This is a genomic window from Saccharomonospora iraqiensis subsp. iraqiensis, from assembly GCF_000430445.1.
Taxonomy (GTDB): domain Bacteria; phylum Actinomycetota; class Actinomycetes; order Mycobacteriales; family Pseudonocardiaceae; genus Saccharomonospora; species Saccharomonospora iraqiensis.
Map to the genome: position 1 here is coordinate 22,028 of NZ_KE387110.1, position 12,054 is coordinate 34,081.

Here is a 12,054-nt window from a genome sequence, read left to right on the forward strand (position 1 = left end):
CGCCGGTCCGGGAGGGGCCGACGCGGTGCTGGACGCCGCGCGGCGCACGCTCGCCGCCCGCCCCGGGGTCGAGCTCGACTACCTGGAACTGCGCGGGCCCGAGCTCGGTGACCCACCGGTCGACGGGCAGGCCCGGTTGCTGGTCGCCGCCCGGATCGGCGGGACCAGGCTGATCGACAACGTCGCCGTCCGGCTGGGCGAGGTTCCCGACGACGACGGGAACGACGGTGACGACACCCCTGACCACGCCGTCGGCGATCCCGCCGGGGCGAGCGCCGAGAGCACCGACGTGACCGGCGTCCGCGGGGACGCCGGCGTATAGAGGAGCCGGTCATGTATCGCACCATGCTGAAATCGAAGATCCACCGGGCGACCGTGACCCAGGCCGACCTGCACTACGTGGGGTCGGTGACGGTGGACCGGGCCCTGATGGAGGCCGCGGACCTGCTGCCCGGCGAACTGGTGCACATCGTGGACATCACCAACGGCGCCCGGCTGGAGACCTACGTCATCCCCGGTGAACGCGACAGCGGTGTGCTGGGCATCAACGGCGCCGCCGCGCACCTGGTGCATCCGGGTGATCTGGTCATCCTCATCGCCTACGGCCAGATGGACTCCGCCGAGGCCGCCGCCTACGAGCCGCGGGTCGTGTTCGTCGACGGCGACAACCGGGTCGCCGATCTCGGTGCGGACGCCGGACGGGCCCCGGAGGGGTCCGGGCTGAGCAGTGGCGCCGTCCCGGCCGGCGCGGCGTGGTCGGCGGAGCCCGCGCCGCACGCGCATCGTGACGAGTTGTTGTCCGCGGAGCGGTAGGTGCTGCTGACCGTCGACGTCGGGAACTCGAACATCGCGCTCGGCCTGCACACCGGGCAGGGTGAGCAGGCCGGGCCGGTGCGGGACTGGCGGATGCGCACCGATCCGCACGTGACCTCGGACGAGCTCGCGTTGACCATCCGCGGTCTGCTGGGGTCGGATGCCGACCGGATCACCGGGATCAGTGCGCTGTCCACGGTTCCCGTGGTGCTGCGGGAACTGCGGACGATGTTCGAGCGCTACTATCCCGATGTTCCCCGTGTGGTGATCGAGCCGGGTGTCCGTACCGGCGTGCCGTTACTGGTGGACAATCCGAAGGAGGTCGGCGGCGACCGGCTCGTCAACACGCTGGCCGCCCATCACCTCTACGGTACGGCGTGCGTGGTGGTGAATTTCGGCACGTCGACCACCGTGGACGCGATTTCGGCGAAAGGTGAGTTTCTGGGCGGGGCCTTCGCCCCCGGGATCGATATTTCGGTCGACGCCCTCGCCTCCCGTGCGGCGGCGTTACGCAAGGTCGAGCTGGTGCCGCCGCGCTCGGTCATCGGCAAGAACACGGTGGAATGTCTCCAGTCCGGCATTCTCTACGGCTTCGCGGGGCAGGTCGACGGACTCGTCCGCCGGATCACGGCCGAGTTGGACCCGGTTCGTACCGGTCCGGTCGAGGTGATCGCGACCGGGGGACTGGCGCCACTGGTGGTGAACGAGTCCGAAACCGTCACCCGGCATCTGCCGCACCTGAGCATGGTGGGGCTCCGGCTCGTTTTCGAGCGCAACACCGTGCGCGGGCGGCGTTCCGGCCGTGGGTGAGTGAGTACCGCCCCCGGCGGGCCGTGGTGCGGTCGGATCCGGGGCGGTACGCGGTGTCCGTTCCGGGGCGCCGTGCCGGGCGCGTTGTAGCGCCCGCCTCCGCCCGTGCTCTCCGGTCCGTATCCGTTCCGGGCGGCCGTGCGGATCCGATCATCACCGCCGGGTTCACCCCGCTCGGGTACGGTGTGGCACACTTCGTCAAGATCACGTGACGGTCCCGTGGACGAGCGCCCGGTGTGCGTATTCCCCGCGAGTTCTCCCCGCACGAATGTGTCGGGTCGCATATGCCGTCGCAACACAATCCGGGGGATGATTTGCGTTAATCCGCCGCGGCGGGTAACAATATCCTCGGTCGAGGTTTTCGGCTCGGGCGTGGGCACCTCGTGATCTTATGACGGCTCAGTGCAGGAGGAAAGATGGCGCAGAAGGTCCTTGTCTCACTCGTCGACGATCTGGACGGATCGGAGGCCGAGGAGACGGTTCAGTTCGGTCTGGACGGCGTCAGCTACGAGATCGATCTCTCCACGGAGAATGCGGAAGAATTGCGGGACGCCCTCGCCCAGTACGTCGAGCACGCCCGCAGGGCGGGCGGGCGCAAGCAGCGGCCCCAGACGCGGAGCTCCGCGAAGGCTCCCGCACGCTCGGTGGCCGCCGACCGGGAGCAGAATCAGGCGATTCGGGTGTGGGCCCGCAAGAACGGTTACGAGGTGTCGGACCGGGGGCGGATCCCGTCCGAGGTCGTGGAGGCCTACCACCGGCGCAACTGACCGTGTGCGTCCCGCGGCCCCCGGTGTTCCCGCCGGGGGCCGCTTTCGTGTGCGGTGGCGGCGCGGCCCCGGGGCGTACCGGGACGCACCGGGCGCGGTCGTGCGGCGGTTCGGGCCGACCCCGTGGGGATCGGGGTTAGTATTGCCTTACCTTACCGACCGGCGGCGGTCGTGGCCGCGGACCGGGACCCGGGGCGGGTGCCGACCGGTCGTCGAGGGGGCTCCGGGGCGTGTTCGCGGGGAGCGGACAGCGGATCCCCGTGGAATGCACCCGGGCCCACGCACGTTGTCCGATACGTCAGCTGCCAGCAATGAAGTCGACTGACTGTCCGTCCCCGAGAGGCGCGCGACCTTGGTCGGGCGGGTCCGACCCGCCCCAGTGGTAGGCCGACACGTGCGTCCGGCTACTACAGTGGTCTCACGGTGCCGGGCTCACCCCGGTGGGTCGCCGGACTCCGGTGAGATCGGGCCGCCGGCGCAGCAGTCGAGGGAGTGGGAATGTTCGAAAGGTTCACCGACCGCGCGAGGCGGGTGGTTGTCCTGGCCCAGGAAGAGGCCCGGATGCTCAACCACAACTACATCGGCACCGAGCACATCCTCCTGGGCTTGATCCACGAGGGTGAGGGTGTCGCCGCCAAGGCGCTCGAGTCGTTGGGTATCGCGCTGGAGGGTGTCCGCCAGCAGGTCGAGGAGATCATCGGCCAGGGCCAGCAGGCCCCCAGCGGGCACATTCCCTTCACGCCGCGTGCCAAGAAGGTACTGGAGCTGTCCCTGCGGGAGGCGCTCCAGCTCGGCCACAACTACATCGGCACCGAGCACATCCTGCTCGGCCTCATCCGCGAGGGCGAGGGCGTCGCCGCCCAGGTGCTGGTGAAACTCGGCGCGGACCTCAACCGGGTGCGTCAGCAGGTCCTGCAGCTGCTGTCCGGCTACCAGGGCAAGGAGCCCGCGGAGGCCGGGGCCGGCCGTGGCGAGGGCACCCCGTCGTCGTCGCTGGTGCTCGACCAGTTCGGGCGCAACCTCACCGCCGCCGCGCGGGAGGGCAACCTCGACCCGGTGATCGGCCGGAACTCCGAGATCGAGCGGGTCATGCAGGTGCTGTCCCGGCGCACCAAGAACAACCCGGTGATGATCGGTGAGCCCGGTGTCGGCAAGACTGCCGTCGTCGAGGGACTCGCGCAGAACATCGTCAAGGGCGAGGTCCCGGAGACGCTCAAGGAGAAGCAGCTCTACACCCTCGACCTCGGGTCGCTGGTGGCGGGCTCGCGCTACCGCGGTGACTTCGAGGAGCGGTTGAAGAAGGTCCTCAAGGAGATCAAGACCCGCGGCGACATCATCCTGTTCATCGACGAGCTGCACACGCTCGTCGGCGCGGGTGCCGCCGAGGGCGCGATCGACGCGGCGAGCATCCTCAAGCCGATGCTGGCCCGCGGCGAGCTGCAGACCATCGGCGCGACCACGCTCGAGGAGTACCGCAAGTACATCGAGAAGGACGCCGCGCTGGAGCGCCGGTTCCAGCCGATCCAGGTCGGCGAGCCGTCGCTGGAGCACACGATCGAGATCCTGAAGGGGCTGCGCGACCGGTACGAGGCGCACCACCGCATCTCGATCACCGACTCCGCCCTGGTCGCGGCCGCGTCCCTGGCCGACCGCTACATCAACGACCGGTACCTGCCGGACAAGGCGATCGACCTGATCGACGAGGCGGGCGCCCGGATGCGGATCCGCCGCATGACGGCTCCGCCGGACCTGCGCGAGTTCGACGAGAAGATCGCCGACGTGCGCCGGGACAAGGAGTCCGCCATCGACGCGCAGGACTTCGAGCGTGCCGCCCGCCTGCGGGACGAGGAGAAGACGCTGCTCGGCCAGAAGTCCGAGCGGGAGAAGCAGTGGAAGGACGGGGACCTGGACGTCGTCGCCGAGGTCGACGACGAGCAGATCGCCGAGGTCCTGGCCCACTGGACCGGGATCCCCGTGTTCCGGCTCACCGAGGAGGAGACCACCCGTCTGCTCCGCATGGAGGACGAGCTGCACAAGCGGATCATCGGTCAGGAGGACGCGGTCAAGGCCGTGTCGCAGGCCATCCGCCGCACCCGCGCCGGGCTGAAGGACCCGAAGCGCCCGTCCGGTTCGTTCATCTTCGCCGGCCCCTCCGGTGTCGGGAAGACCGAGCTGTCCAAGGCGCTGGCCAACTTCCTGTTCGGTGAGGACGACGCGCTCATCCAGATCGACATGGGTGAGTTCCACGACCGCTACACCGCCTCGCGGCTGTTCGGTGCCCCTCCGGGGTACGTCGGCTACGAGGAGGGCGGCCAGCTCACCGAGAAGGTGCGCCGCAAGCCGTTCTCCGTGGTGCTGTTCGACGAGATCGAGAAGGCGCACCAGGAGATCTACAACACCCTGCTGCAGGTGTTGGAGGACGGGCGGCTCACCGACGGCCAGGGCCGCACGGTGGACTTCAAGAACACGGTGCTGATCTTCACCTCCAACCTGGGCACACAGGACATCTCCAAGTCCGTGAGCCTCGGCTTCACCTCGGGTAGCGACGAGGAGACGCGCTACGACAAGATGAAGCAGAAGGTCAACGAGGAGATGAAGAAGCACTTCCGGCCGGAGTTCCTCAACCGGATCGACGACGTCATCGTCTTCCACCAGCTCACGCGGGACCAGATCATCGAGATGGTGGACCTGATGACCTCGCGGGTCGAGGAGCAGCTGAAGGGCCGGGACATGGCTCTGGAGTTGACCGACAAGGCCAAGGCCCTGCTGGCCAAGCGTGGGTTCGACCCGGTGCTCGGTGCCCGGCCGCTGCGCCGGACCATCCAGCGCGAGGTCGAGGACCAGCTCTCGGAGAAGATCCTGTTCGGCGAGGTCCAGCCCGGGCAGATCATCATCGTGGACGTCGAGGGTTGGGAGATCGGCGACTCGCGCGATGAGGACGCCCGGTTCGTCTTCCGTGGCGAGGCCAAGCCGATGGACGTCCCGGACGCTCCCCCGGTGAGCATCGCCGCCGCGGGCGAGGAGTCCGGCAACGAGAACGAGAACGAGTGACGGACCCACTCGCCGACACAACCGCATAGCCGACGCGAACGAAGGCGCCCCCGGACCGATCGGGTCCGGGGGCGCCTTCGCCTGTGTGGCGGCGCGGACGGCGCAGGCCGCTCCGGCGGGGTCGCGGCGGCTCTGGAAAGCTGGACGGGTGACCGCCACCGAGGACGCCGGGGACACCGTCAGCATGTCCGGGCCGACGCCGGGGCGGGACGGCAACCGGATCCTGCTGAGCGTCCTGGGTGCGGCGCTGGCGGGGCTGTTCGTGTTCGCGGTGCTGCGGCTGGTGGTCTCCGGGGTGTTCGGCGTCGACGGCAACCGCTACACCGCCGCCGCGCTCGCGCTCGCCCCGTTCGCCGTGCCGTTCGGGGTGGTCCTGGCGGTGCTGGCGTTCCTGGGCCGGCAGCGGCTGATCGGTGTCGCATCGGCGCTGTTGACGCTGGCGCTCGCGGTGCCGCTGCTGCCGAGGGTCGTGGTCGACGGCGGGCCCGCCGCCGACGGGCCAGGACTCCGCGTGCTCGCGTTCAACACCTACTTCGGCGAGGCCGAGGCGCGGCGCGTCGTCGACCTGGTGGCCGAGCACCGGGTGGACGTGCTCGTGCTGACCGAGCTGGAGACCGACATGGTGCGGGCACTCACCGACGCCGGACTGCCCGAGCTGCTCCCGCACCGGATCTCCCGCCCCGGCGCGGGCGGGGTGGGCTCCGCGCTGATCTCCCGGTACCCGCTGACCGGGGCCGACCTCGCGGGCCCGTCGACGTTCGAGCAGCCCGGCGCCCGGATGCGGGTCGACGGCGTCACCGTCGAGGTGGTGGCGGTGCACCCCGTCCCCCCGGTCACGGACGCGCGCACCTGGCGCTCGGAACTCGGTGCCCTGCCGGAGGCGGACCCGGACGGCGCCGTGCGCGTCCTGGCGGGCGATTTCAACGCGACCGCCGACCACGCGGCGTTCCGCGACCTCGTGGCCACCGGCTACGTCGACGCCGCCGAGCAACGCGGCCGCGCGCTGGTCCCCACCTGGCCACGCGACCGCTTCGGCCCACCCGTCACCCTGGACCACGTCCTCGTCGACACCCGCGCCACCGTCGACCACTACTCCACCCACGACATCCCCGGCAGCGACCACCGCGCCGTCCTCGCCCACCTCCGCCTGCCCACCCCCACCGCGGGTGTGCCGTGAAGGGCACATTCGCTGCGTGTGACGCAGTGAATGTGCCCCTCGCTGCGTGTGACGCAGGAAAAGTGCCCTTCACGGTTACCCGGTGACGCGCGGGGTCAGGACAGGCGTGCGTCGATCTCGCGGAGGGCGTGGAGGGCGGGGAGGGGGAGGGAGACGCCGCGGCCGTGTCGGATCTCCGGTTCGCGGAGGTTGATGCGGATCAGCGTGCCACCCGCCGCGCTGGCCAGTTCGGCGTGCCTGCGCACCGTCGGCACGGCCGTGCCCGCCCCGATCTCGACCACCACGAGGTCGGGGTGCTGTCGGCGCCACCGGGAGAGCTCGTGGAGCTGGGGTTCGCTGCGCTCCGCCAGCCAGTCACCGTCACCGAACATGAGGATGTTCGGCCGCGCCGGGGAACCGCACTCCGGGCAGGACGGCAACGGCGGTCGCGCCCGCATCGTGTCCGGGTCGACGTCGACCTCGACGTCGTCGGCGGGCCAGATCCCCGCCCCGCAGTGCGCGAGGCACTGGAGGTGGTGGATCGAGCCGTGCACCTCGGCCACCCCGTCGAACCCGGCGCGCTGGAACTGACCGTCCACGTTCGAGGTGAACACGCGCACCCCGCCGGGCAGCCGGCCGCCCCACTCGCGCAGCAGCCGGAACCCGTCGTGCGGTTCGGTGCGCCGGTACAGCTCCAGCCGGTGGCCGTAGAAGCCCCACGCCAGCTCGGGATCGTCGGCGAAGTGCGCCGGGTCGGCCAGTTCGACGAACCGCAGCCCGAGCCGGGCGTACGGCGGGTAGGCCCGCCAGAAGCCCTCGTCGCCGCGGAAGTCCGGCAGTCCGGAGTCGACCCCCATCCCTGCGCCCGCACACACGAGCAGCGCCTCCGCCTCGCGGATCCACTCCGCGGCGCGGTCGAGGTCCCCGGCGAGGTCAGGGTCGATCACCCCGGAGCCGGCCGCGGCGTCGGACTCCCCGCTCACTCCCGCTCGCCGGGGACGGAGCTCTGCACCACCTCGAACTCCAGCAGGCTGGCGCCACTGGCCACGGGCTTGCTCCGCTCACCCGAGTGGGCCTCGCGGGCGGGCCCCTGCGCCCACGCCTGGTAGTCCTCCTCGGAGGCCCACTTCGTGTAGACGAAGTAGCGGTCGTCGCCGGAGACCGGGCGCAACAGCTCGAAGCCGAGGAAGCCGGGCTGGTCGTCCACGGCGTGCAGCCGCGCGGCGAACCGCTTCTCCAGCTCCTCCCCCGCGCCCTCGGGGACCGTGATCGCGTTGATCTTCACAACTGCCATACCGGCCACCGTAGCGGCTCGATCCGGCGGACGCGCACGGCGACGCACCCGGCAGGCGGCCGCGTGGGAAGCACACCCGTACCCGGACCGGCGCCGTGCCGCGGCGTGCGGCGTCAGAGGTACTCGTCCGCGGGTTGCTGCGCGCCGCGGAACCAGGCGTCGAAGAATCCGCGCAGATCCTTCCCGGAGATCCGCTCGGCGAACTCCTCGAACTGGGGCCAGCGCGCGTTGCCGTCGGCGTGTTCGGCGGGCCACTCCCGCAGCATCCGGTCGAACGCCGTGTCGCCGACCTGCCTGCGCAGGGCGTGCACCGCCAACGGGCCCTTGCCGTAGACGGCGCCGAACTCGTTGCCGGCGCCCATGTCGTACAGCGGCCGGGACCAGAAGTCGTCGTTGCCGCGCAGCCGCTCGATCTGTTCCGCGTAGTGCGCGTCGAGGTCGGCGCCCCGCCGGTGTTCGGCCCACAGCCAGGTCGCGTAGCTGGCGAAGCACTCGTTGAGGCAGATGTCGGCCCAGGAGTGCAGCGACACCGAGTTGCCGTACCACTGGTGCGCCATCTCGTGGACCACCAGGTCCACGTCCGGCTCCGGCGGGTAGGTCGGCGTGCCCTGCGTCTCCAGGGCGAACCCGGTGTTCTCGTTCAGGTAGATGCCGCCCGCGGTGCTCGCCGGGTAGTCGCCGAACCGCTCCTCCAGGAACGCGACGACGTCGTCGACCCGCCCGGCGACCTCCCGGGCGTCCTCGGTGCCCGGCGCGAAGGCGTTGCGCACCGGGGTGCCGTCCGGTAGTTCGCCGCGCTCGACGGTGAACCGGTCGACGGCGAACACGGTGAGGTAGCTGGCGACCGGGTCGGGCTCGTTCCAGGTGGTCGTCGTCCAGCCGTCGTCGGTGCGCTCGCCCTCCTTGCGGCCGATCGACACCACCGTCCAGTCCTCGGGCACCCGGGCCGTGAGCTCGAAGGTGGCCTTGTCCCGGGGATGTTCGTTGACCGGGTACCAGTACGACGCGGACCGTGGCTCCCCGAGCACGAACGCCCCGCCGGAGGGGGTCCCGGACCACCCCTCGCCGAGGGAGTCCTCCGAGTCACCCCGGACGGGCTCACCCGCGTAGCGGACCCGGGCCTCGAACGTGTCGCCGTCCCCCAGCCTCTGCGCCGGGGTGACGACCAGTTCGCCCTCGTCCGCCCTGCGGTGCTCGGCCGGTTCGCCGTCCACCTCCACCGAGGAGACCTCGAAGCCCCGGAGGTCGAGGTTGAACCGGTCCAGGGCCCGGGTGGCGCGGGCGGTCACGGTCGTGTCCCCGTCGAGGTGGCCCTGCTCCGGGTCGTAGCGCACCGTCACGGCGTAGTGCCGGGCGTCGTATCCCCCGTTGCCCGCCGTGGGATAGTAGTCGTCGCCGATGCCGGGAGCCCCGTGCGCGGCCCCGGCGGGCGCGTCGGCGCCGGTGGTGTCCCCGTCACCCGAATCGGGTGCGGGGGCCGTGCAGGACACGAGGACGGAGACGAGCCCGCACAACGCGACGGCACCGGCCGTGCGTGGGTGCCGGCCGCCCCGGAACGCCTGGGAGACCATGAACGGACCCTATCCCGCACCCGGGACGGAATCCCGGGTCGTCGACTTCGGCGGGCACGGCCCCCCGATCGTTCTGCTGCACGCGCTGATGGGGCGGGCCCGCACCTGGCGGTCGGTGGCGCGGTGGCTGCGGCCCTACGGGCACGTGGTCGGGCTCGACGCGCGGGGACACGGATACGCCCGGAACCTGCCGGTCGGACGCACCGAGGACTTCGCCGCCGACGTGGCCGGGCTGGTCACGCAGCTGGGGGAGGGGCCCGCCGTCCTCGTCGGTCACTCGATGGGTGGGCTGCACGCCCTGGTGACCGCCGCGACCCGCCCGGAGCTGGTGCGCGCCGTCGTGGTCGAGGACATGGCGCCCGACCTGCGGGAGCTGTCGGTCGAGACGTGGCGCGGCCACTTCGACTCGTGGCCGGTGCCGTTCCGGTCCCCGGAGCACGTGCGCGAGTTCTTCGGCCGTGCGGGGGACTACTTCGTCGAGTGCGTCGAACGGCGCGACGACGGCTACCACCTGATCGCCGACCCGGACGACCTCTACGCCGTCGCGGAGGAGTGGACCCGGCGCGACTTCCGTCCGTACGTCGACGCGGTGCGGTGCCCGGTGCTGGTGATCGAGGCGGGGGACTCGGCCATGCCACCGGGTCAGCAGGCCGAACTCGCCGCCCGGGTCCCGGGCGGGCGGCACGTCGTCGTCCCCGACGCCGCCCACGTGGTCCACGACGACGCCCCGGACGAGTACCGCGGCGCGGTCGAGGCCTTCCTGTCCGGCCTCGGGCCAGGGGAGGTGGACGCCGGTCAGAGCGACAGGTTGCTCTGATGCTTCTGCACCCGTCGTGCGAACTCGGGGCAGCCCGCCGCTTCGAGCTGTTGTGCCAGCGGCGCCCGGCCGTGTCTCCCGTACCAGTACCGGGTCTGGTCCCGGGTCACCTCCGCGACGATTTCCGGTGCGCTGTCGTCCGCGAGGACGAAGAAGGCGTCCGGGGAGAGCACCTCGTACGGCAGCAGGTCCGCGTCCACGCCTTCGCCGACGAAGCCGTCGTCGCCGGTCAGAACGATATCCGCAGCGCAGGCCAGGGCGGCCGCGTGGACGTGCCGGTCGTCAGGATCAGAACCCTGGAACGAACCGTCCACGACGAAGTCCTCAACACGTCCACCCTCGAAGGTTTCGGCGATCCGCCTTCTGATCGCGTTCGTCTTCTGCCCGTTCCAGTCGGGATGTCTCCGCCGGAGCCGGTAGAGGACTTCGGCGAGGATGTCCTCCGTCCAGTGCACGGTGTACAGCTGTCCCCGGGGAGACAGGTAGATCAACGCCAGCCAGTCGCGCAGGGTCCTGGAGAACAACACGTTCGCGTCGACGAGAACCCGGAGCGTCATCGGCACAGGCTAGAACGCTCGGTGGCCGTGCGGGCCCGGGGCCACCCCGGTGGTTCCCGTAACGTCAGCCGTCGTCTTCGAGGGCGCGGAGTTCGTCGAAGGCCCGGCGCCGACGTTGCTGCCGTTCCCGCTGCAGGCGCCGCACATCGGAAGTGCGGAGCCGCGTGTGGGTGCCGACCTTGTGCGCGGGGACCTCGCCGTCCTTGATCATCTTCATCAGGGTGGGACGGGACACCCCCACCAGCTTCGCCGCAGCGGTGGTTGTCAGCTCCTCCGGCATTGTGCCGATGGTGATCGTGTGTCCCTGTGCCATCCCGTGCAGGATCCGGCTCAGGACCGCGGACAACTCACCGGGGAGCTCGATCGGTTCGCCGTCGGCCGCGATCACGGTGAACCGCTGCTGCTCGTGCGGGAGCGCCCGGGCCACCTGCTCGGCCTGCTGTTGACGCTCGTCCGTCACCAGCACGTCACGCTCGCCCAGCGTGGCTGACATGACCATCGCCCTTCCCGGGTTCGACAGAAGTCGCTTACAGATATCAGTGTAATGATTTCAGATGTATCTGCAAGGTCGTTGTGTTCTCCGCGGGACGGGGACGTGGCGATCTCTCACTGTTCGCCCGGGAGGGCGAAATGGCCGTCCGGGGTCTGCTCGACCAGGCCGTCGGTGAGCAGCGAGTCGAGGCACTCCTCGCGCTGGCCCGCCTTCGGCCAGGCGAGGTCCAGCGTGGCCTTGTCCACCGGCCCGTCCGTGCCCCGCAGGACGTCCAGCAGCAGCCCGCGCACCTGCCGGTCGGTGCCGCTGTAGCGCTGGGTCGGGCGGGTGGGGCCGGTGTAGGCGGGTTTACCCGCCCGGTGCCAGGCGCAGGCGTCCACGAGCGGGCAGTCCGCGCAGCGCGGGTTGCGCGCCGTGCACACCACCGCGCCCAGTTCCATGAGCGCGGCGGAGAACCGTGCCGCGCGGGCGTCGTCCTCCGGCAGCAGCGCCTCGACGTCGGCGAGGTCGCGGGTGTTCGACGGTGGCCCGGTGTCCCCCGCGCCGTGGACGGCCCTGGCCACCACCCGGCGGACGTTGGTGTCCACCACCGGCGCACGTCTGCCGTGGGCGAAGGCGGCCACCGCGCGGGCGGTGTAGGTGCCGATCCCGGGCAGCGCGAGCAGGGTGTCCACGTCGGCGGGCACCGCGTCGCCGTGCTCGGCGGCCAGCACCCCGGCCGCCTC

Annotated in this window: 13 protein-coding genes; 7 read left to right on the plus strand and 6 right to left on the minus strand. The window is 71.1% G+C overall.

Annotated features, from left to right (window positions below; all coding sequences use genetic code 11):
* The 6 genes from ACTIR_RS0115980 to ACTIR_RS0116010 all read left to right on the plus strand — a co-directional run.
* Positions 1–322: pantoate--beta-alanine ligase (locus ACTIR_RS0115980; protein WP_199285634.1), on the plus strand; the 322-nt coding region annotated here is incomplete at its 5' end.
* An 11-nt stretch (positions 323–333) separates the two neighbouring features.
* The gene (gene panD / locus ACTIR_RS0115985; protein WP_007023125.1) at positions 334–813 is read left to right on the plus strand and encodes an aspartate 1-decarboxylase; all 480 of its coding nucleotides are present in this window, start codon (positions 334–336) and stop codon (positions 811–813) included.
* Positions 814–1,623 (plus strand): type III pantothenate kinase, encoded by an 810-nt coding sequence (locus tag ACTIR_RS0115990; protein ID WP_026455035.1) that lies wholly within the window; start codon positions 814–816, stop codon positions 1,621–1,623. It begins immediately after the preceding gene.
* A gap of 416 nt (positions 1,624–2,039) precedes the next feature.
* A complete protein-coding gene (locus ACTIR_RS0116000; protein WP_007023123.1) occupies positions 2,040–2,390 on the plus strand; it encodes a histone-like nucleoid-structuring protein Lsr2 in 351 nt (116 codons plus the stop codon).
* Between the two features lie 498 nt (positions 2,391–2,888).
* Positions 2,889–5,441 (plus strand): ATP-dependent Clp protease ATP-binding subunit, encoded by a 2,553-nt coding sequence (locus ACTIR_RS0116005; RefSeq protein WP_026455037.1) that lies wholly within the window; start codon positions 2,889–2,891, stop codon positions 5,439–5,441.
* A gap of 148 nt (positions 5,442–5,589) precedes the next feature.
* Positions 5,590–6,618: an endonuclease/exonuclease/phosphatase family protein gene (locus ACTIR_RS0116010; RefSeq protein ID WP_084789559.1), complete on the plus strand. Its 1,029-nt coding sequence runs from the start codon at positions 5,590–5,592 to the stop codon at positions 6,616–6,618.
* 95 nt (positions 6,619–6,713) lie between these two features.
* Here the strand turns inward: ACTIR_RS0116010 and ACTIR_RS0116015 are convergent, their stop codons facing one another.
* The 3 genes from ACTIR_RS0116015 to ACTIR_RS0116025 all read right to left on the minus strand — a co-directional run bounded on the left by ACTIR_RS0116015 (position 6,714) and on the right by ACTIR_RS0116025 (position 9,462).
* Positions 6,714–7,580 carry an SIR2 family NAD-dependent protein deacylase gene (locus ACTIR_RS0116015; protein WP_034240464.1) on the minus strand — a complete coding sequence of 289 codons (867 nt, stop codon included), beginning with the start codon at positions 7,578–7,580 and terminating at the stop codon, positions 6,714–6,716.
* Entirely contained in the window at positions 7,577–7,891 is a 315-nt protein-coding gene (locus ACTIR_RS0116020; protein ID WP_026455040.1) for an antibiotic biosynthesis monooxygenase family protein, read from the minus strand. The genes ACTIR_RS0116015 and ACTIR_RS0116020 overlap by 4 nt, the downstream gene beginning before the upstream one ends.
* Positions 7,892–8,004: 113 nt before the next feature.
* Positions 8,005–9,462 (minus strand): M1 family metallopeptidase, encoded by a 1,458-nt coding sequence (locus tag ACTIR_RS0116025; RefSeq protein WP_052583912.1) that lies wholly within the window; start codon positions 9,460–9,462, stop codon positions 8,005–8,007.
* Between ACTIR_RS0116025 and ACTIR_RS0116030 the strand changes: the two genes are divergently transcribed.
* Positions 9,461–10,279 (plus strand): alpha/beta fold hydrolase, encoded by an 819-nt coding sequence (locus ACTIR_RS0116030; protein WP_026455042.1) that lies wholly within the window; start codon positions 9,461–9,463, stop codon positions 10,277–10,279. The genes ACTIR_RS0116025 and ACTIR_RS0116030 overlap by 2 nt on opposite strands.
* Here the strand turns inward: ACTIR_RS0116030 and ACTIR_RS0116035 are convergent.
* From ACTIR_RS0116035 to ACTIR_RS0116045, 3 genes are all read right to left on the minus strand, one after another.
* Positions 10,258–10,836, minus strand: a complete 579-nt coding sequence (locus ACTIR_RS0116035; protein ID WP_026455043.1) for a PIN domain-containing protein — start codon at positions 10,834–10,836, stop codon at positions 10,258–10,260. The genes ACTIR_RS0116030 and ACTIR_RS0116035 overlap by 22 nt on opposite strands.
* Positions 10,837–10,900: 64 nt before the next feature.
* Entirely contained in the window at positions 10,901–11,329 is a 429-nt protein-coding gene (locus tag ACTIR_RS0116040) for a helix-turn-helix domain-containing protein (RefSeq protein WP_034240505.1), read from the minus strand.
* A 113-nt stretch (positions 11,330–11,442) separates the two neighbouring features.
* On the minus strand, positions 11,443–12,054 hold a 612-nt coding region (locus tag ACTIR_RS0116045), incomplete at its 5' end, for an HhH-GPD family protein (RefSeq protein WP_026455045.1).

Coding starts and splice junctions, on each gene's coding strand:
- ACTIR_RS0116030 (WP_026455042.1), top strand. CDS start 9,461: ATGAACGGACCCTATCCCGCACCCGGGACGGAATCCCGGGTCGTCGAC.
- ACTIR_RS0116040 (WP_034240505.1), bottom strand. CDS start 11,329: ATGTCAGCCACGCTGGGCGAGCGTGACGTGCTGGTGACGGACGAGCGT.
- panD (WP_007023125.1), top strand. CDS start 334: ATGTATCGCACCATGCTGAAATCGAAGATCCACCGGGCGACCGTGACC.
- ACTIR_RS0116025 (WP_052583912.1), bottom strand. CDS start 9,462: ATGGTCTCCCAGGCGTTCCGGGGCGGCCGGCACCCACGCACGGCCGGT.
- ACTIR_RS0116005 (WP_026455037.1), top strand. CDS start 2,889: ATGTTCGAAAGGTTCACCGACCGCGCGAGGCGGGTGGTTGTCCTGGCC.
- ACTIR_RS0116035 (WP_026455043.1), bottom strand. CDS start 10,836: ATGACGCTCCGGGTTCTCGTCGACGCGAACGTGTTGTTCTCCAGGACC.
- ACTIR_RS0116000 (WP_007023123.1), top strand. CDS start 2,040: ATGGCGCAGAAGGTCCTTGTCTCACTCGTCGACGATCTGGACGGATCG.
- ACTIR_RS0116020 (WP_026455040.1), bottom strand. CDS start 7,891: ATGGCAGTTGTGAAGATCAACGCGATCACGGTCCCCGAGGGCGCGGGG.